This window comes from Oceanobacillus sp. NCCP-135, assembly GCF_059698015.1.
This window is the reverse complement of sequence record NZ_BAAKSZ010000003.1, coordinates 137,571-158,197: the sequence shown is the minus strand read 5'-3', so window position 1 is coordinate 158,197 and position 20,627 is coordinate 137,571. Positions and strand designations below refer to the sequence as shown.

21 protein-coding genes and 2 tRNA genes are annotated in these 20,627 nt (G+C 36.0%); 2 read left to right on the top strand and 21 right to left on the bottom strand.

What is annotated here, in order from left to right; all coding sequences use genetic code 11:
* Positions 1-25 precede the first annotated feature (25 nt).
* The 16 genes from AC6HVZ_RS03585 to AC6HVZ_RS03510 form a co-directional block, all read right to left on the bottom strand.
* Positions 26-766, bottom strand: a complete 741-nt coding sequence (locus tag AC6HVZ_RS03585; RefSeq protein ID WP_497556764.1) for an amino acid ABC transporter ATP-binding protein — start codon at positions 764-766, stop codon at positions 26-28.
* 56 nt (positions 767-822) lie between these two features.
* A complete protein-coding gene (locus AC6HVZ_RS03580) occupies positions 823-1,521 on the bottom strand; it encodes an amino acid ABC transporter permease (protein WP_497556763.1) in 699 nt (232 codons plus the stop codon).
* 33 nt (positions 1,522-1,554) lie between these two features.
* Positions 1,555-2,376 (bottom strand): transporter substrate-binding domain-containing protein, encoded by an 822-nt coding sequence (locus tag AC6HVZ_RS03575; RefSeq protein ID WP_497556762.1) that lies wholly within the window; start codon positions 2,374-2,376, stop codon positions 1,555-1,557.
* Between the two features lie 469 nt (positions 2,377-2,845).
* Positions 2,846-3,427 carry a ribosome biogenesis GTP-binding protein YihA/YsxC gene (yihA, locus tag AC6HVZ_RS03570; protein ID WP_497556761.1) on the bottom strand — a complete coding sequence of 194 codons (582 nt, stop codon included), beginning with the start codon at positions 3,425-3,427 and terminating at the stop codon, positions 2,846-2,848.
* The gene (gene lon / locus AC6HVZ_RS03565) at positions 3,414-5,744 is read right to left on the bottom strand and encodes an endopeptidase La (protein ID WP_497556760.1); all 2,331 of its coding nucleotides are present in this window, start codon (positions 5,742-5,744) and stop codon (positions 3,414-3,416) included. Before lon ends, yihA begins: the two co-directional genes overlap by 14 nt.
* Before the next feature lie 231 nt (positions 5,745-5,975).
* Positions 5,976-7,256 carry an ATP-dependent protease ATP-binding subunit ClpX gene (gene clpX, locus AC6HVZ_RS03560; protein ID WP_497556759.1) on the bottom strand — a complete coding sequence of 427 codons (1,281 nt, stop codon included), beginning with the start codon at positions 7,254-7,256 and terminating at the stop codon, positions 5,976-5,978.
* A gap of 413 nt (positions 7,257-7,669) precedes the next feature.
* On the bottom strand, positions 7,670-8,956 hold the full coding sequence (gene tig, locus AC6HVZ_RS03555; RefSeq protein WP_497556758.1) for a trigger factor: 1,287 nt from the start codon (positions 8,954-8,956) through the stop codon (positions 7,670-7,672).
* A gap of 131 nt (positions 8,957-9,087) precedes the next feature.
* Positions 9,088-10,068, bottom strand: coding sequence for a tetratricopeptide repeat protein (locus AC6HVZ_RS03550; protein ID WP_497556757.1), 981 nt, complete (start codon positions 10,066-10,068; stop codon positions 9,088-9,090).
* 152 nt (positions 10,069-10,220) lie between these two features.
* A tRNA-Arg gene (locus AC6HVZ_RS03545) sits at positions 10,221-10,294 on the bottom strand.
* A gap of 8 nt (positions 10,295-10,302) precedes the next feature.
* A tRNA-Gly gene (locus tag AC6HVZ_RS03540) sits at positions 10,303-10,376 on the bottom strand.
* 226 nt (positions 10,377-10,602) lie between these two features.
* Complete coding sequence (locus AC6HVZ_RS03535) at positions 10,603-11,112, bottom strand: metallophosphoesterase family protein (RefSeq protein ID WP_497556756.1); 510 nt, start codon at positions 11,110-11,112, stop codon at positions 10,603-10,605.
* Positions 11,113-11,128: 16 nt separating this feature from the next.
* Positions 11,129-11,722, bottom strand: coding sequence for an XTP/dITP diphosphatase (locus AC6HVZ_RS03530; RefSeq protein ID WP_497556755.1), 594 nt, complete (start codon positions 11,720-11,722; stop codon positions 11,129-11,131).
* Between the two features lie 11 nt (positions 11,723-11,733).
* Positions 11,734-12,483 (bottom strand): ribonuclease PH, encoded by a 750-nt coding sequence (gene rph, locus AC6HVZ_RS03525; RefSeq protein WP_497556754.1) that lies wholly within the window; start codon positions 12,481-12,483, stop codon positions 11,734-11,736.
* 262 nt (positions 12,484-12,745) lie between these two features.
* Positions 12,746-13,831: a GerMN domain-containing protein gene (locus AC6HVZ_RS03520; RefSeq protein ID WP_497556753.1), complete on the bottom strand. Its 1,086-nt coding sequence runs from the start codon at positions 13,829-13,831 to the stop codon at positions 12,746-12,748.
* A gap of 105 nt (positions 13,832-13,936) precedes the next feature.
* On the bottom strand, positions 13,937-14,791 hold the full coding sequence (gene racE / locus AC6HVZ_RS03515; protein WP_497556752.1) for a glutamate racemase: 855 nt from the start codon (positions 14,789-14,791) through the stop codon (positions 13,937-13,939).
* The gene (locus AC6HVZ_RS03510; protein ID WP_497556751.1) at positions 14,781-15,233 is read right to left on the bottom strand and encodes a MarR family winged helix-turn-helix transcriptional regulator; all 453 of its coding nucleotides are present in this window, start codon (positions 15,231-15,233) and stop codon (positions 14,781-14,783) included. The genes racE and AC6HVZ_RS03510 overlap by 11 nt, the downstream gene beginning before the upstream one ends.
* 286 nt (positions 15,234-15,519) lie before the next feature.
* Between AC6HVZ_RS03510 and AC6HVZ_RS03505 the strand changes: the two genes are divergently transcribed.
* Positions 15,520-15,744, top strand: coding sequence for a helix-turn-helix domain-containing protein (locus AC6HVZ_RS03505; RefSeq protein ID WP_497556750.1), 225 nt, complete (start codon positions 15,520-15,522; stop codon positions 15,742-15,744).
* A 36-nt stretch (positions 15,745-15,780) separates the two neighbouring features.
* Here the strand turns inward: AC6HVZ_RS03505 and AC6HVZ_RS03500 are convergent, their stop codons facing one another.
* The 5 genes from AC6HVZ_RS03500 to AC6HVZ_RS03480 form a co-directional block, all read right to left on the bottom strand.
* Entirely contained in the window at positions 15,781-16,095 is a 315-nt protein-coding gene (locus AC6HVZ_RS03500) for a hypothetical protein (RefSeq protein ID WP_497556749.1), read from the bottom strand.
* A 58-nt stretch (positions 16,096-16,153) separates the two neighbouring features.
* Positions 16,154-16,597 (bottom strand): acyl-CoA thioesterase, encoded by a 444-nt coding sequence (locus AC6HVZ_RS03495; protein WP_497556748.1) that lies wholly within the window; start codon positions 16,595-16,597, stop codon positions 16,154-16,156.
* 83 nt (positions 16,598-16,680) lie between these two features.
* Positions 16,681-17,445, bottom strand: a complete 765-nt coding sequence (gene sdhB, locus AC6HVZ_RS03490) for a succinate dehydrogenase iron-sulfur subunit (RefSeq protein WP_497556747.1) — start codon at positions 17,443-17,445, stop codon at positions 16,681-16,683.
* Positions 17,446-17,462: 17 nt separating this feature from the next.
* Entirely contained in the window at positions 17,463-19,214 is a 1,752-nt protein-coding gene (sdhA, locus tag AC6HVZ_RS03485) for a succinate dehydrogenase flavoprotein subunit (RefSeq protein WP_497556746.1), read from the bottom strand.
* A 31-nt stretch (positions 19,215-19,245) separates the two neighbouring features.
* Positions 19,246-19,866 carry a succinate dehydrogenase cytochrome b558 subunit gene (locus AC6HVZ_RS03480; protein ID WP_497556745.1) on the bottom strand — a complete coding sequence of 207 codons (621 nt, stop codon included), beginning with the start codon at positions 19,864-19,866 and terminating at the stop codon, positions 19,246-19,248.
* A gap of 317 nt (positions 19,867-20,183) precedes the next feature.
* Here AC6HVZ_RS03480 and AC6HVZ_RS03475 point away from each other — a divergent pair, with 317 nt between their 5' ends.
* The gene (locus AC6HVZ_RS03475) at positions 20,184-20,621 is read left to right on the top strand and encodes a YslB family protein (RefSeq protein WP_497556744.1); all 438 of its coding nucleotides are present in this window, start codon (positions 20,184-20,186) and stop codon (positions 20,619-20,621) included.
* Positions 20,622-20,627 lie beyond the last annotated feature (6 nt).

The following is a 20,627-nucleotide window of genomic DNA, read 5'->3' as shown; positions in this document are numbered from 1 at the left end:
ACTGCCTTTGGACAGCCTCATTTTCTTATAATATCGAACTTAAAAATGCTTGTGTTCTCTCCTCTTTCGGATTATCGAAAAGGTCATTTGGTTCACCGTATTCAACGATTTTTCCATCATGCATATAGAATACCCAGTCTCCCACCTCACGCGCAAAACCCATTTCGTGTGTAACAACAACCATTGTCATTCCTTCTTCAGCAAGTTCCTTCATCGTAGTTAACACTTCTCCAACCAATTCTGGATCCAAGGCAGAAGTTGGCTCATCAAACAACATGACATCCGGTTTCATTGCCAAAGCTCGAGCAATGGCTACACGCTGTTTCTGACCGCCTGACAAAGTTGAAGGATAAACATTATATTTATCGCCCAATCCAACTTTAGTCAGTAATTTCTTTCCTTCCAAAATAGCTTGTTCCTTTTTAATCCCCTTCACCTGTATAGGAGCTTCAATGACATTGCCAAGGACTGTTTTATGTGGAAATAAATTAAAATGCTGAAACACCATGCCGACTCGTTGACGAACTTCATTTAAATTATGTGTATTCTTTTCCACCTGTTCGCCCTCAATTATAATTTTTCCGCTGTTCTTCATCTCCAGAAAGTTCAAGCAGCGTAATAAAGTACTTTTTCCAGATCCACTTGCACCAATCAACACAACAACATCACTTTCTGCAACTGTTATATCAATATCCTTTAAAACATGTAAATCCCCAAAAGATTTATTTAATTTATCTACTCTGATCATTTCTTGCTTTTCACTCATACTCAACCTCCTCCACAAACCGGCTTTCACCACTCAATAGTCACCTTTGATTTTAATTAATCACTCTCTGCTAATTTCTTCTCGATTTTATTCACAATTAATGTAAGAATTAATACGATCATTAAATAATAAATTGCCACAGTGAAAAAGTACGGAAGGTAATCAAAGCTGTTTGATCCCATCGTACTAGCAACCCCAAATAAATCCTGCATACCAATAAAGGAGACCAGCGAGGAGTCTTTAATACCAATAATAAATTGGTTACCAAGCGATGGAACAGCTCTTCTGAAAGCTTGTGGTAAAATAATCCTCCGCATGGTTAAGCTTTTACTCATACCAAGCGAGCTACCAGCTTCCCTTTGTCCTTTATCAATCGACTGAATTGCACCACGAATAATTTCAGCAATATATGCACCGCTATGGAAGGCAAGACCAGCAACTCCCGCCCAGAACATTGGAATAAGTAATATATCTGTCAACCCATAAAAAAGAATAAAGATTTGTACAATAAGTGGTGTACCACGCACGATCCATATATATGCATCTGCTATCCATTCTAAGATTTTTATATTAGATATCTTCAATATTGCAAAAAATAAACCAATTATAAATGCGATTAGTAATGAAGCTACGGATAATTTAAATGTAATCCAAAGCCCATCCATAAAAACATCAAAGCTACTGATAAATACATCAAAAAAATGTAATAATGACGACAACGATTTCAACTCCTCATAAGGGACAAATGTGCGCATGGTATGCGCACATTTGAATAATTAACAATTGATCTATTCTGCTATATTTTCAGGTTCCTCTGTAATGTCTACACCAATCCATTCTTTAGAAAGTGCTGCTAATTCACCACTCTCTTTCATTTCCTGTAATGCTTTGTTGATAGCTTCCAATAATTTATCATTCCCTTTTTGTACTGCAACGGCTTGTTCACTAACACCTAATTGCCCACGGTTTTCAACCTCTAAACCATTATCAATAGCTGTCAATCCAGTGATATCATCGGTAATTACTGCATCATGATGACCTTTAGCAAGTGATTGAAGTGCCACCACATCACTGTCAACCTGTGGTATATTTTCTGTATATTCCTCTGCCATTTCCACATATGTTGATCCCCTTGAAACGGAAATCTCTTTTCCGTTTAGATCTTCAGCCGACTCAATATCACTATCAGATCTCGTATAAATAACTGGTCCTGAATAATAATAGGCTTCAGAAAAATCCACTTTTTCCAACCGTTCATCAGTAATTGTATGACTCGCTACTGCAATATCATAACGTCCTTGATTTACGCCAGTAACAATCCCAGAAAACTTCGCCTTCTCCTGTACCGCTTCCAGTCCTAACTTTTCGGCAATTGCTTCAGCAACTGCAATATCATAACCTATCATTTCACTGCCTTCCATATAACTAAATGGTTTAAATTCTCCTGATGCAGCAAATATTAGTTTCCCAGCTTCAATAAGATCATAGGAGTTTTCAGATTCTCCGTTGTCTAGTGAATTCTCACTATCTGCTTCGTCATCAGCAGTTCCACATGCCGCTAAAAATAGCATTGTTAAAACGACAAATGATAAAATATTCAGTTTTTTCATCAAGTATTCATCCTTTCAAATTTTTAGTACGATATTTGTCGGCACAGGTTCTCTCTTTAAATATTTAACTATAACCCCCACTTGAATTCATACCAATAAAAAAATTATACCAATGATATCCTAGGTTATCCAATTCAATATTTGCGTGTTTAACGACTTATAGGTACATTTGGATAAATTATAACTCTATAACTCGTATTGACTTACATATACCCAATATTACTGAAATATACTCGTGAATCCATGTAATTTTCCAAATACGGGAAAATTACATGGATTCACGATAAGAAATGCTATTGTAGCTTTCTTATGGCAAGAGATCAGAGGTCGGATTAAAAGAAATCGGTGAAATAACCAATATCTTTATCTAAGCCTTTTCCTAATAAATAGAAAAATTCTATACTTTCCTAGCACATAAGAAAAACTCCCTATTAACTGTAAATCTAAATAAGGAGCTGTTCGTTTACGATTATAGAAATTTCTTTAATAGAGCCCAAGCCTCATCTTTGCCGTCCCCTGTTTCTGATGAGAATGGGAGAAGATAATCCTCAGTCTCTATCTCAAGCGCATTTCTTGTACGCTTGAGATATTGTGTTCTTCTACTTTTAGGTACTTTGTCAAGCTTCGTAGCAATAACAATTACAGGAAGCTCAAAATGCTTTAAAAAATTATACATTTGATGATCATCTTTTGTTGGTTCATGACGGATATCTGTGATTAACAACACAGCTTTTAATGTATCCCTTGATTGAAAATACTCTTCCATCATTCCTCCCCATTTTTCTCGTTCTTTTTTGGATACCTTTGCATAGCCATAACCGGGTACATCCACAAAATAAAAAGCATCATTGATTTTATAAAAGTTTAATGTCTGTGTTTTACCGGGCTTAGATGATGTTCTCGCTAATTTTTTTCGATTAATCAACTTATTAATAAAAGAAGATTTCCCCACATTGGAGCGTCCTGCCAAAGCTATTTCAGGAAGCTGATCACCAGGGTATTGCTTTTTACTAACCGCACTTATAACCATTTCTGCATTAGTTACTTTCATTTTTCTCCTCCACTAGTGCATGTTCTAATACCTGATCCAAATGACTTACCTTTATAAATGTCAGTGCATCTCGAACGCTTTCAGGAATATCATCAATATCCTTTTGGTTTTCTTCAGGTATAATAATCGTTGTAATCCCAGCCCGATGTGCACTTAATGATTTTTCTTTTAGTCCACCAATTGGAAGTACTCGGCCCCGTAAAGTTATTTCGCCAGTCATACCAACTTCCTTTTTAACTGCCCTTCCTGTTAAGGAGGATACAAGTGCAGTTGCCATTGTTATACCTGCAGAAGGGCCATCTTTAGGGATTGCCCCCTCTGGTACATGAATATGGATATCATAGGTTTCATGGAAATTAGGATCTATCTTTAATCCTTTCGCACGCGAGCGGATATAACTGAATGCAGCCTGAGCTGATTCCTGCATGACTTCACCTAATTTTCCAGTTAGAATAAGTTTTCCTTTGCCAGGATAATGAGAAACCTCAATGGAGAGAATATCCCCTCCAGCAGCAGTATAAGCAAGACCTGTAGCTGTTCCTACCTGATCCTGCTGTTCCATTAAGCCATAACGGTAAACAGGCTTGCCAAGCAGCTCCTCTAAACTTTTCTCTGTAACAATCACACGTTTCTTTTCTTCAGAAATTATGATTTTTGCAGCTTTTCTGCACAATGTAGCTAATTGCCGTTCTAAATTTCTTACACCAGCTTCACGTGTATACATCCGAATTAATTTTAATAAAGCTTCATCGCGAATTTGCAAATTACTCTTCTTCAATCCATTTTCTTTTAATTGTTTGGATAAAAGATGTTCTTTTGCTATATGCGTTTTTTCAACCTCTGTATATCCGGCGATGGAAATAAGCTCCATTCGGTCTAATAATGGACTAGGAATATTAGTAACGTAATTCGCCGTAGCTACGAATAATACATTGGATAAATCATATGATTCTTCGATAAAGTGATCACTGAAGTTACTGTTTTGCTCCGGATCAAGAACTTCCAGCATCGCTGAAGATGGATCACCCCGGAAGTCATTTGACATCTTATCAATTTCATCCAATAAAAATACAGGATTAATTGTTTTTGCCTTTTTCATACCCTGGATTATTCTACCAGGCATTGCACCAATATACGTCCGTCTGTGACCTCTGATTTCTGCTTCATCCCGCACGCCCCCAAGTGAAATTCTTACAAAGTTTCTATTGATAGATCTAGCGATAGATTTAGCCAAGGAAGTTTTCCCTACTCCAGGAGGTCCCACAAGGCATAAAATTGGCCCTTTTATTGATTCGGTCAGCTTCTGTACTGCCAAATATTCTAAAATACGTTCTTTTACTTTTTCAAGCCCATAATGATCTGCATCAAGTATTTTTTCTGCCTGGTTGATTTCAATCGTATCTTTTGTTTTTTGAATCCATGGCAACGCTAAAAGCCATTCTAAATAATTTCGAATTACGGAACTCTCCGCAGAGCTTTGCGGTACTTTTTCATACCTATCCAATTCCTTCAATGCCACTTCCATCACATGTTTAGGCATATCCGATTCCTCTATTTTTTCTTTGAACTGTCCAATTTCGCCAGTTTTTCCCTCTTTTTCACCAAGCTCTTTTTGAATCGCTTTTAATTGCTCACGCAAATAATATTCTTTTTGTGTTTTTTCCATGGATGTTTTTACACGCTGACCAATTTTTCTCTCTAAATCCAGAACCTTTTTCTCATTAGAGATTATTTTAATAAGATGCTGCAATCGCTTTTTGACATTTTGCAGTTCAAGTAACTCCTGCTTATCTTTTATTTTCAATGATAAGTGAGATGTTATGATATCCGCTAGCCTTCCAGGTTCATCAATATCAGAGACGGTTGCAAACGTCTCATGATTAATTTTACGAGAAAACTTTATGTATTGCTCAAATTGAGCTAATAAAGATCGCATTAACGCCTCTTCTTCATGCTTATCTTCATGGACATCTTCAAATTTATTAATTTCTACAACAAACTCTTCTTCTTCATCGACGAAACGAATAATCTCCCCTCGGTGAATTCCTTCTATAAGTACACGGATTGTACCATTGGGTAGCTTAAGCATTTGCTTTATCTTAGCCGTTGTTCCAATTTGGTAAATATCCTTTGGTTTCGGGTCATTTAAACTAACCTGTTTCTGTGCCGCAAGAAAGATGAGATGATCACCCATCATTGCTTTTTCCAATGCTTGAACAGATTTATCTCTACCTACATCAAGATGAAGAACCATTGACGGAAATACAAGTAGGCCACGTAATGGAAGGAGGGGAAGCTCAATAGTTTCTGTTGTCATTATATGTACCTCCAATTAATATGTAATAATTAATATCATACGATATATCTTTAAAGTTTATAGAAAACTTGTTCATTTGTAAATTTATATAATCTGCTACTATTGTTATCGTTGGTATTTCGTGATGTGATTATACTAAAAACAAATAAAGAGGCTGACAAAGAGCATAACTCTCAGGATCAGAGAGTGAAAATGCTATGTCAACCTCTATTATGCATGTTTTAATGTCAGTTACGCACTTTCTTTTGGATGCTTTTTATTACTTTCTTTTATCGTTCCATCTCTAAAAATAAGCTTTGGCGTTCCATTTTCCTCTGTTACCGTATCTTTTGTAATAATGCATTTCTCTATATCATCACGTGACGGTAGTTCAAACATCACCTCAAGCGTGATACCTTCAATAATGGAACGTAAGCCCCGTGCACCGGTTTTTCTGTCAATCGCCTTTTTAGCTACCTCTACCAAAGCATCCTCCTCGAATTCGAGTTCAATATCATCCATTTGGAAGAGTTTCTCATATTGTTTAACAAGCGCATTTTTCGGCTTTGTTAAAATTTCAATTAATGTATCCTCATCTAATGGGGTTAAACTTCCGATCACCGGAATTCTACCAATGAATTCAGGAATTAAACCATACCGTAGTAAATCTTCCGGTAATACTTTTGTAAGTAATTCAGCCGTATCTAAATCTTGCTTCTTATCATTTGAACCAAAACCGATTACTTTTTTACCAAGTCGACGTTTAATAACCTGATCAATTCCATCAAATGCACCGCCAACAATAAATAATATATTCGTTGTATCGATTTGAATGAATTCCTGATGTGGATGCTTACGACCACCTTGTGGAGGCACGCTGGCTACTGTTCCTTCAAGAATTTTTAAAAGCGCTTGCTGTACCCCTTCACCAGAGACATCCCGGGTAATTGATGGATTTTCTGATTTTCGAGCAACTTTATCAATTTCATCGATGTAAATAATCCCTTTTTCTGCTTTTTCAACATCATAATCAGCAGCCTGAATTAATTTCAAGAGAATATTTTCTACATCTTCACCAACATAACCTGCTTCAGTTAGCGACGTCGCATCAGCCATCGCAAATGGTACATTAATAATACGAGCTAATGTTTGTGCGAGTAATGTTTTACCACTACCTGTTGGCCCAATCATCGCTATATTACTTTTGGCCAGTTCAACATCATCAGAAGCAGTCTTAGGCGAATTAATACGTTTATAATGATTATAAACCGCTACAGATAAGTTTTTCTTAGCTTTATCCTGACCGATAACGTAATCATCTAATGTTTCGCATATTTCTTTTGGCTTTGGTATTTCTTTTAATTCCGTTTCTTCTTCTGTACCAAGCTCTTCTTCCACAATTTCTGTGCATAGTTCAATACATTCATCACATATATAAACGCCTGGACCGGCAACTAACTTACGAACCTGATCCTGACTTTTTCCACAAAACGAACATTTTAATTGTCCCTTTTCTTCATTAAATTTAAACATTCTATTCACCCCTAAATGTATAAATCGTCCCCAAATCTTCTTATGTTTATGATTAACATTTATAGTCATCATAACAGATCAAAATTAAAAAACAAAACAATATACTTTTAACCGCTTAATGAAGGTATCTAATGATTACATGATATTTTATTACTTACAAGCCATGTTCAACTCCAGTACTCATTAACTATTGAATATCGTTCATAATCCATGTGTTTATTATGGATAAAATATTAAAAAAGTCAAATCATACTACTTATAATATATGTCTTATTAGTAAATTAAGTCGTTTTAACACATATTAGTTAAACACCCTTCACATAACTTAAAAAAGTGAAAACAAGGTGCGAAACATTTCACACCTTGTTTAAGCATTACCTCATTTTAGAAAAAGTAAACTAAACCCTGTTTTATTATACAATTTTACTATGCTCCACCAACAAATCAATTGCTTTTCTCATTTTCAACTCACCCGACAGTGCTTTTGCATTTCCGCCTAATATTTGTTTTATCTGTTCAATATTAGATCCGTACATGGATGCCATTTTTTCCAGTTCAGCATTAACATCTTCTTCAGATGCTTCCAGATCTTCTGCATTTACAATTGCCTCAAGGGTAAGATTGGTTTTAACACGCTTCGCTGCATCATCCTTCATTTGCTCTTTCAACGCATTTTCATCCAGACCTGCAAATTGAGAATACATTTCCATTGTCATTCCTTGTGCTTGAAGTTGTTGTTCCAATTCTTTCACCATTTGATCAAGTTCTGTATCTACCATTGCATCTGGAATTTCCACTGTAGCATTTTCAGATGCTTTTTCAATTAATGTTTCGCGTTTTTGGTTATCAGCATTTTGTTTCTTTTGTGTTTCAAGTTCTTCTCTTTTCTTTTTCTTTAATTCATCAAGTGTTTCCACTTCTTCATCAACGTCTTTGGCAAATTCATCATCAAGCTCAGGTAATTCTTTCGATTTAACTTCATGAATCTTTACTTTGAATATAGCTTCTTTACCTGCTAACTCTTTGGCATGATATTCCTCAGGGAATGTCACTTCAATCTCTGTTTCTTCTCCAGTTTCTTTACCAACTAATTTCTCTTCAAAGCCAGGAATGAATTGTCCTGAGCCAATTTCCAATGAATGATTTTCGCCTTTTCCACCATCAAACGTCTCACCATCAAGGAATCCCTCAAAGTCCATGACAACAGTGTCTCCCTGCTCTACAGCGCCTTCTTCCTTCACGATCAACTCTGCATGATGTTCACGCATATGTTCTATTTCATGATCTACATCTTCATCCGTTACTTCCACAGACTCCTCTTCTACTTCCAAGCCTTTATACTCACCCAGTGTAACTTCTGGTTTAACCTCAACTTTAGCAGTAAAGATCAGTGTTTCACCTGGATTAATCTTTTCAATATCTATATCAGGCTGTGCAATTGGCTCAATATCAGTCTCTTCGACCGCTTTTACGTATGCATCTGGAAGAACAATATCGACTGCATCCTGATATAAAGATTCTACTCCAAAACGGCTTTCAAATATTTTACGAGGAATCTTCCCTTTACGGAAACCAGGAATTTGAACATCTTTAGATACCTTTTTGAATGCTTTATCTAACGCTTTATCAAATTCTTCTGATGATACTTCAATTGTTAATACGCCTTCATTTCCTTCTTGCTTTTCCCATTTTGCTGACATAAAAAATTCCCTCCAAAATCTATTGTTTCCCATCATTTTTTCACTTTCATTATTTATCAATGAGCAAATTTACAACCATTTTATTATAACATAATTACTATGCCTTTCAAGCAATAGTGACTATTCCTTCATTAGTCTTCGATAACACTTAAATACAATGTTTCACATAGCTTGATTTCTTCCATATAACGTAATGAAACACCACTTAAATCCTGTTGTCTGTTCGTATGTATATGTAAATATTCTTCTCCAATACTTAAAAGAGCTGCTGCTAATTCGATCGTATCCTCATTCGGTGGCAATATGGGATATCGTACATATGCATATCTATATAAGAGTACTTCCAACAATTGGTATAAGGTGGGATTCTTCTGTTCTTGCTCATTAATTAATAAAAGTGTTTGTTTTATTAATCCGTGTGATTTAAGTTCTGCAACTTCAGTTGGTCTAATATTCAGGTAAAGATCAAATTTATGTATAGCTACAGATTGTGAAAAACTCACTACTTGAAGCCAATGAAATATAGCAGTTTTTGTTACAGGGTGAACACTATCATTTGTTAGTAGTGTAATAACTTCTTCAGTAGGCGCTGTTTTTATTTTACGTAAGTTTTCAATGATTCGCCACTGTTCTTTGTATTTTTTAGATTTTACAGCATAATGAAGGTCAGCTAAATATGTACTGGATTTTTCAATGGTTACATCTAATTTCATTTTTTCACTCATGCTATAAAGCTGTTCAAATTGCTCTTTAATTGTTAGTGGAATGGTGTTATTTTCAAGTTCATACTCAACTTGTTCCATTAAAAGTTCATATTGATTTGTTTGAAACAGAATTGTCAAGTACATATGAACATATTGGTAGTAGTTTTCATTTTTGAACTGTATTAAATTTTCACAAATATCCTGTGCTTCCTCATAGCGTCCTAACTCCATTAAACAAATCAATTTTCCAATGATTACTTCATGATTGTCGATATGATAGCTTAATAATTTATCTAGCTTTACTAATGCTTCTTCATACCTTTTTTCTTTGAGCGCGTGTAGGCTTTCTTTTTCTAATGTAGTCTTCCACTTCGGAAAAAGAATTACATTGTCGGGTTGGTGTTGCATATATTTCCTCCTTCCAGTCACGTATTTTATAGTATGAAAAATGTTGATAATAAATATACATACCCAAAAAAGTATATGCCAAAACATTTATTAATAGAAAAGAGAAACCTAAATTATATTTTTAGGTTTCTCTATATGTTCCTCTAATGAGACGTCCCAGGCAGGATTCGAACCTGCGACCCACAGCTTAGAAGGCTGTTGCTCTATCCAGCTGAGCTACTGGGACATAATATATGGAGCGGGTGAAGGGAATCGAACCCTCATCATCAGCTTGGAAGGCTGAGGTTTTACCACTAAACTACACCCGCATTTTATTAAGATGTATTAAAGTTTTATCAAAGTTTCATCCCAAAATAACTTCCAGATTATTTTAGATAATTGATGTTTTGCTTGTATCAATATTTTTAGCGGACAAGAATTATTATAGGCATTAGGTAATTTTTTGTCAATACTTTTATTGAAATCGACCAACAAAAGCTTATCATCCATCGTTTACATTCTAGGTTGATAAGCTTTATTGATAGTTATTGATAGTTATAGAGAAGCGTTTACAGTAAGATCCTCCACTACTTGACCATCAAATGAATAAAAGGTAACGCTTACCTCCGTAGTCCTATCCCATTCCATTAGTGCATACGTCTTCTCTTTTCTATTCCTCGGCAGCCGAACACTTCCGGGATTAATAAACAATTGATGATCAACTTGTTCAGCACCAGCTATATGAGTATGTCCAAAACATATAATGTTAGCATTTACTTCTGTGGCCCGGTAAGATATGGACATTAAATTAGATTTCACATTATGTAGATGTCCATGTGCAACGAGAAATGTAAGACCATCAATATTTAGTAATTGGTCATCAGGATACCTTGGATCGAAATCACAATTTCCACCAACTTTATAAAAATCATCTATTAGTGGATCATCGAACTCCAGCTCAGAATCTCCACAATGAATCATATATTTTAGTTGATATCGCTGCTTTATTTGAGCAAGTTCCTCTGTTGATCCATGACTATCACTGATGATTAATACTTTCGTCATGTAATCCCCTCCAATCCTATTTCACTTTTATCCATTTCTCCAATTGAATAATAGCATTCCTGCGGTGACTTATGCTATTTTTTTCCTTGGAAGAAATCTGTGAAATTGTATGTGAGTAGCCTTCTGGAATAAATATAGGATCATAACCAAATCCATTTTCTCCTTCTTGATGAAAACCAATGTTTCCCTCACAATAGCCGGTTTTAAAGATAGTCTTCTTACCTGGAATAGCGATTGCCAACACACATATAAATCTGGCAGTTCTTTTCTCCTTAGGAACTGTCTTTAGTTCAGATAATACTTTTTCAATATTTGCTTGATCATTTTTCGGTTCACCTGCATACCTTGCCGAAAAAATCCCCGGTCTCCCATCCAGTGCATCAATGATTAATCCAGAGTCGTCAGCCAGCACCGGTGCATCCAATATTACAGCAATCTGTTCTGCCTTCAGTGCTGCATTTTCTTCAAATGTTGACCCTGTCTCTTCCACATCAGGTATGTTTTTATCCATATCCAATAAAGAGATTGCCTCTACTCCGTAGCTAGAAAAAAATTCTTTAAACTCCTTGGATTTTCCATTATTTTTTGTTGCTATGACTATCTGCTGCATGTAATTCCTCCCTACTTAATCGTTTCACCAATACGATCTGCCAAAGCTCCTATTGTCTCTTTTTGCAAATCGAAAAGCTGCTCTATTCCTTCATTTGCAAGCTGCAGCATTATTTGTAGTTGATTGTTTGTAAATGTTGCTTCCTCACCTGTTCCCTGTATTTCCACAAACTCTCCAATACCAGTCATAACAATATTCATATCAACAAGTGCCTGTGAATCCTCGTCATAATTTAAATCTAAAATTTCTGTTCCATCAGGCAAAACGCCAACAGATGTTGCTGCCAAAAAATCTATCACAGGCATTTTTTTAATTTTACGGTTTTCCAATAGTTTATCAAAGGCTAAAACAACAGCAATAAATGCACCTGTAATCGATGCAGTTCTCGTACCACCATCTGCCTGAATCACATCACAATCAACCCATACCGTGCGTTCACCTATTTTGTCTAAATCAACAACAGAACGAAGCGCTCTGCCAATCAATCGTTGGATTTCCATAGTTCTTCCACTAACTTTACCTTTTGATGATTCCCTAATATTTCTTTGGGCTGTAGCACGTGGCAACATAGCATATTCAGCTGTTACCCACCCTTTACCCTGACCACGCATGAACGGAGGAACTCTATCTTCTATACTGGCATTACAAATTACTTTTGTACCGCCTACTTCGATTAAAACTGATCCTTCTGGGTGACTTACGTAATTTGTAGTAATTTTTATGGGACGTAAACTATTTTTCTCACGTTGATCATTTCTCATGTTAAAAACTCCTCCTTTTTTCAATCATAAGCTTAACATATTTTTCGCTAAAGAAACATATTCATGCACAGCTCTGAAGAATATTTGAAAACTCGGCATTCGCCGATACTCTAGGCGATGCCTTAGTTCAAGGCGGAAAATACTTTTCGTCTGCGACCTGATTTTGCTCCGAATCATTACTTATGCACTTACGCAATAAAGAAATATGGATATATTTCTTTACTGCACAAGAAAAAAAGGGCTATGTTGCTATGCCCTTTTATTACAGCTTTTCGGTTGGTGTAAATACTTGGATATTCACTGGTTCCGTATAGGCTTCCCCATTCTCATTAACAATTTGATCAACATTTTCAACCTTTACATTAACTGCTTCCACTGATGGCTGCTGTGTTAACGTTCTCACTAATGTTTCCATAACTTCATCTGATATAACCGATTGTTCACTGTCTTTTAAGATATCTTGACTAAATTCTATTTCCAGGACTCCATTTGTAAGTGTTGGATTATTTTTTAGCATCGTCTGTGAATTAAAAACATGTGTTACATTCGTATTGTATCCTGGACCTTCAATCAAAGCCTGCACAATCGAACTATATAGCTCTTCATTTGTACCTTCCACATATTGGGTAACTGGTACATAATAGCGATTTTCATTATGCTCAGCTGGATAGTACATGGTTACAGGGGTACTTTTTATCAAATCCAATGTATCCGTATCTGTGATATTAATACCATTTGCTCTAGAATATCCTTCTGCGATTGGTGTTCCATTTACCGGCATTTCACTTTGTGGATGGCCGTTTATCCACAACTCAATATTATTTACATTTTCGAATTGAGTCAGTGTGTGTGTCATTGATTCAAGAATCTTTAATTCATCACTGACCTCATAGTTTTCAAATTCGTTTGATACATCAACAATCATCGTTCCATCTTCCTGTAGATCCAAACCTAAAATTTCAGTACCTTCTGGCAGTACAGCTCGGAATCCATTCGGTAGCATAGCTGTTACAGGGCCGTCCTTCACTAAGTATTCCAATACTTGTGTTGCTACTTCCTTGGATTCAAGGTGAGGTAATTCCAATGTTTGTGATGCAACCATTCCATTTGCATCAATTAAATACAATTCTCTCGGGACAGTTTCAGCTGTAGTTTCTTCTTCATCCTTTTCTGCTTCTTCATCCATTGCATCTGATTCTTCTCCTGATGTTGCATCTTCTAAATGATTTACCTCTTCTGCATTTTGAGGTGGATCCATATCTTCCAATGTTTGCTCCCCTTGAAAACACCCTGTAAGTATAAGACTTAAAGTTAACGAACTTATCAAAAGTATTCCTCGCTTAAGCATGTGATTCCCTCCTACGATGGTTTGTACTATTATATATACGAGCTTTCGGTAAAAATAGACCAGCCAAAGTAAATTAGATATAAAAAAATCAGGAGATTTGATAAATCAAACCTCCTGATTTTTTCCGATATTGGCTTTATTAATCCTAACCATTTGTGCATTTGCATCTTTGAAAATAACGTTTGATATTTCTATAAAAATTTCTAATTCACCAGTTGTATAAAATTGATGTACTGGAATTAGCTCTTCTTTATTTTGGATTTGATAGACATCCAATACCGTACTCGTCTCTCGAGCAGTTTCTTCACTGGAAGAAATTAGCATAACCTGCTCACCAACTACTGCCTGTATCGTATTCTTCAAAAGTGGATAGTGCGTACACCCAAGAATTAATGTATCCATTTGTTCAAAACGTTTTAATGGTTTTAAAGAATCTTCTACAACTTCCTTCGCTTGATTACCAGCAAGAATCCCCTGTTCAACCATTGGGACAAATAGTGGACAAGCTAATGCATTTACTTTGATCTCAGCTTTTATACTTTTTAATGTATTTGTATATGCTTCACTTCTAATCGTTCCCTCTGTCCCTATTACACCCACTTGATTATTTTTAGTGAACTTGATTGCAGCACGCGCTCCGGGTTGAATAACACCGATTACAGGGATATCAAGTTTTTTTTGCAGTTCTTTTAACGTAAATGCAGTTGCCGTATTGCAGGCAATAACAAGCACTTTAATATTTTTATCCAATAAAAATTCGACCATTTCCCATGTGAATTTCTTTACTTCTGTTTGTGACCTTGAGCCATATGGACATCTTGCTGTATCACCTACATAGATTAACTTTTCTTTCGGTAATTGACGCATAAGCTCATGTGCCACGGTTAATCCACCTACACCTGAATCAATGACACCAATTGCTTGCAAAAAGACCGCCTCTTCTTCGCTGTTATTTTTCATTTACACTTTGCATTTGCTCGTGTAAAAAATTTAAAAGTTCATGTAATGTTTCTTTTTGTTCTTCGGTAAAGTTTTCCATTACTTCTTCCAGATACTTCTGCCGTTTCGCAATTACTTCATGAATAATGGTTTTTCCTTTCTCTAAGACATGTATACGAACAACTCTGCGATCTTTTAAATCACGTACCCTTTCTACGAGTTCATTTCTTTCCATACGATCAATTAAATCTGTTGTTGTACTAAAAGCCAAGCTGATTTTATTTGATAATTCACCAATAGTTAAATCTCCTTCTTCCAATAACCACTGTAAGGCTACAAATTGTGGAGATGTAATTGGATAATTATTTAAAATCTTTCGTCCGTTTTGTTTTATAATACCTGAAATATAGCGCATTCTTTTTTCTAGTTTTTTAACTGTATCTGATGGTACATCATTATTCACAAGTGTTACCCCCCCGTATTTTTCCTATGTTTACATCAGTTTTGCATAATCGAATTGGCTACATGGAAAATCACGCACATTTTCTAAACTTTTAGGATCTGTTGTTGACACTTTGCATGCACCCATCATAATTATAACGAATTAGAACCGCTTTTGAAATTATAACTCCTAAATTCTATTCACAAATGCCAATTGTACTCACCGATTTGATCTTCCTTCATAAACTATAGAGACTAAATAATTCCCTTCAATCTGCAGCTCTATGACAGCAAGGAGGGGTTAACATTTGAAGGACAACGAGTATAAACCGAAGCAGTTACTAACAAAACGTGAAAAAGAAGTATTCGAACTGCTAGTACAAGACAAAACAACAAAGGAAATTGCCCAGGAATTGTATATATCTGAGAAAACTGTCCGAAACCACATTTCAAATGCTATGCAAAAGCTTGGAGTCAAGGGGCGATCACAGGCAGTAGTAGAGCTCCTTCGCATGGGGGTATTAAAGCTCTAAAATAAAACTGCCTTTCATTTATGAAGGGCAGTTTTATTATTTTTCCTTAAAAGATTGTTCAATTTCCTTGAGTTGTTGTTCAAGTTGATCAATTTCCTGTTCACCTACTTCTAATTCTCCATACCTTACTAATAGAGCTATTTTAGTAATAATGAAGATTATAAGTGATTGAGCAAGCTCCCTGACTTGTTGGACCACCTGTCTTAATGGTTCAAAGAAGTAATAAACAACTACTGAGCCAAGAAGAAGGGAGATAGGATGAGGAAGTGTATAAGCTTTTTTAAATCCAATGAATCCTTCATTATAACATGCAAAGTACTTTAAAAAATTGTTTTTTCGTATGTATTTCAAATGCTTTATAAAGCTTAGGAATCGCAGGTAGTTGTAAAGCTCCATTGCATGTGAGAGCTTATTTATTCAATAATTTTTCCTTCATAGATTCACTTAGTTTAATTGGTTTCCCTGTTTTCGAATCTACATATACCAATCTGCCTCTTCCAGTAATGGTAATTTCCTTTTTATCATTTAATGCCATATAATGGATGTCAATCGATGTGTTACCTACGTGTTCCGCTTTTACAAATAATTGCAGGTTCTCATTAAAAAATAATTGCTTCAGATAATCACACTGCAGATCTGCAACAATTGGAATACCTTCTTCACTATTCAAATTACCAAATAGACCAACTGATTTCAGAAATTCAATTCTTGCTTCCTCAAAGTATATAAATGGTGATACATTATTGACATGACCAAACATGTCTGTTTCGGAAAATCTAATTTTAATTGGAATTGAAAATGAAAATCCCGAACGCCATTCGTCAATATTTTCGATGTATGAAATTTTCCTCAATATAATGAACTCCCCTTCTATTTGAAAAAGAGACCCAAACCATTAACTGGTGAGGGTCTTTACACATTTATTAGCTCAAATAATTAAAGTGCATTGTCACTGCCAAAGAAATTCTTAAATGCTTGTATATTTGTTGCACGGTTCATCGCTGCAATCGAAGTTGTTAATGGAATTCCTTTAGGGCATACTTGAACACAGTTTTGAGCATTACTGCATCCATCAATTCCACCATCTTCCATTAAACCATTTAATCTCTCACTTGCATTCATTTCGCCAGTTGGATGTGCATTAAATAGTCGAACCTGTGACAGGGCAGCTGGTCCAATAAAGTTTGATTTATCATTTACATTGGGACAAGCTTCCAGACAAACTCCACAGGACATGCATTTAGATAATTCATACGCCCACTGACGTTTCTTTTCTGGCATACGAGGGCCAGGTCCCAGATCATACGTGCCATCAATTGGAATCCAAGCCTTTACCTGTTTCAAAGCATCAAACATCCGTTCACGATCCACAATTAAATCACGTACTACAGGAAATGTAGACATGGGCTCTAAACGTATTGGTTGTTCTAATTGGTCTACAAGAGCAGCACAGGACTGTCTAGCAGTACCATTAATTACCATGGAACAAGCTCCACAAACTTCCTCCAAACAGCTCATATCCCAGTACACTGGAGTTGTTTCTTCCCCGTTTGCATTAACGGGGTTTTTGCGAATTTCCATCAGACCGGAAATTACATTCATATTTTTACGGTATGGAACATGAAATGTTTCCTCGTAAGGAGCAGATTCCGGACTGTCTTGACGAGTTATAATAAACGTAACAGTACTTTGTTCAGCCATTATACATCACTCCCCCTTTAATGTTTTTTTGTATAATCTCGTTCGCGAGGCTTAATCAATGATACATCGACTTCATCGTATGAAAACATCGGTGATTCAGTCTTTTGATCAAATTGTGCTATTGTAGTTTTTAACCATTCTTCATCATTACGGTCAGGAAATTCCGGTTTGTAATGTGCCCCACGACTCTCATTACGATTATACGCACCGATTGTAATTACACGTGCTAGATGGAGCATATTTTTTAATTGTCGAGTGAACATTACACCTTGGTTACTCCAGCGAGATGTATCATTAATACTAATATTTTCCCATCGTTCCAAAAGCTCTTTTATTTTCTCATCTGTTTTCAATAGATTTTCATTCTTACGCACTACGGTAACATTATCGGTCATCCATTCACCAAGCTCTTTATGAATTTGATAAGCATTTTCCCCGCCATCCATTTTCATAAGTGCTTCAAATTTCTCTTGTTCTTCTTTTTCTCTAGATTCAAATAGTTCAGGAGAAATATCTTCTACATGCTTATCTAAACCTTCAATATATTTAATTGCACTAGGTCCAGCCACCGAACCGCCATAAATAGCAGAAAGCAATGAATTTGCGCCTAATCGGTTACCACCATGTTGTGAATAATCACATTCTCCGGCAGCAAATATGCCTGGAATACTTGTCATTTGATCATAATCCACCCATAATCCACCCATAGAATAGTGGACTGCCGGGAATATTTTCATTGGAACTTTACGCGGATCTTCACCAACGAATTTTTCGTAAATTTCAATGATCCCACCAAGTTTAACATCTAATTCTTTTGGATCCTTATGCGACAGATCAAGGTAAACCATATTTTCTCCATTAATACCAAGTTTTTGGTTTACACACACATCAAATATTTCACGTGTGGCAATATCACGAGGAACAAGGTTTCCATAAGCAGGATATTTTTCCTCCAGGAAGTACCATGGTTCTCCGTCTTTATAGGTCCAAATCCGACCACCTTCACCACGGGCAGATTCACTCATTAAACGTAATTTATCATCACCAGGAATTGCTGTTGGATGAATTTGAATAAATTCGCCATTGGCATATTTAGCACCCTGTTGATACAAAATACTAGCAGCTGAACCTGTATTAATCATTGAGTTTGTTGATTTGCCAAAGATAATTCCAGGACCACCGGTTGCAAAAATGGTTGCATCTGAAGGAAATGATTTTATTTCATGTGTGGTAATATCCTGGGCCACAATCCCTTTTCCAACACCAGCTTCATCGATAATTGCTTCAACGAATTCCCAACTTTCATATTTTGTAACTAAACCTTCTACTTCATATCGACGAACCTGCTCATCTAATGCATATAATAATTGCTGTCCTGTGGTTGCCCCTGCGTATGCTGTACGATGATGCTGTGTACCGCCAAAACGTCGGAAATCAAGTAACCCTTCTGGAGTACGGTTAAACATAACACCCATTCGATCCAGCATATTTATAATACTGGGTGCTGCATCACACATTGCTTTTACTGGTGGTTGATTTGCCAGGAAATCCCCACCATATACAGTATCATCAAAGTGGATGTCAGGAGAATCCCCTTCCCCTTTTGTATTAACTGCACCATTTATACCACCTTGGGCACACACAGAGTGAGAGCGTTTAACAGGTACAATAGAAAAAAGATCTACATTAACACCTGCTTCAGCTGCCTTAATTGTTGCCATCAAGCCGGCAAGTCCTCCACCGACAACAGCGATTTTACGATTACTCATACTACTACCTCACTCCCTTATTCCTTATAACTTAAGCTCCGTATGCAAACTGAATTAGTGTTCTCACACCAATAAAGCTAACAATTAAAAATATAAGCACTGTTGCGTATGTAGCGATTTTTTGAGATTTCGGAGATTGGGTAATACCCCAGGAAACTAAAAAGCTCCAAAGTCCATTAGCAAAATGGAAGACTGTTGATAAAACACCAACAACATAAAACCAAAACATAACAGGGTTTGTTAAAATACCTTCCATTAGACTATAGTTTAGTTCTTCATTTCCAAGCCCTATTTGCACACGTGTCTCCCAAACGTGCCATGAGATAAATACTAGTGTAATAATCCCTGTTACGCGTTGTAAGTAGAACATCCAATTACGGAAATATCCATATCTTCTCGTATTGTTTTTTGCAACGAAAACGATATATACCCCTAATAGTGCATGAAATAAAATAGGTAAATAAATTACAAAGATTTCCAAAACGATGACAAATGGAAGTCCTGCCATAAACCCTGCTGCCTTATTAAAACTTTCTTCACCGTACACAGCAAAATGATTCACCACTAAGTGCTGAACCAGAAATATTCCAATTGGAATCACGCCTAATAGTGAGTGTAATCTTCTGCTAAAAAACTCACGATGGTCTGCCATGTGTTACCCCCCTTAGTTTGTCTGATATTTTCTTTTCATTGTACAGGCTTTCTGTTAAATCAGTATCACGTTTCCGATGAATACATATTATTATTTAGAAATGTACAATTTGTGACATGTTTATTGTACTTCTAACTACAAAAAGCGTCAAGAAAAGGAGACATCAAAATTTTATTATGCAATAATTAACATTCTATTTATTGATGTATAAAAAATTGAAAACGATACTTGCGAAATCAGTATATAAAATAGATAATACTAGTAGTAAACTATTATGAATGCCGTGATGATTGGTTACCGAAGAAAGGATGACATCAATGTCTAAAAAGCATACACTACTTCCCATTTCCGCACTTGAACAATTACATACAACAGGAGCAGGTTATGATGTTCTGCGATATATAAGTTTACCGGAACTTTTAGGTGCACAGTCCGATACGCTCTTATATTTTATGGGAAGAAATTTAGCCAGAAAGCTTGATATAAACACAATGGAAGATATCAGCTATATTTTTGATAAATTAGGTTGGGGACAATTGGAACTTATCAAAGAAAAGAAAAAAGAACTAAATTTTCAATTAATGTCTGATTCAGTTGCAGAAAGGCTACAAGCATCCTTTGATACAGAATTTCGCCTTGAAGCTGGCTTTCTTGCAGAAGCACTGCAAATGATTAAAGAAATAGATTGTGAGTGTACGGAGGAGATTAATCAAAAAATACACCTAATAGAATTCAAGGTTACACTTATAAATTAATAAGCA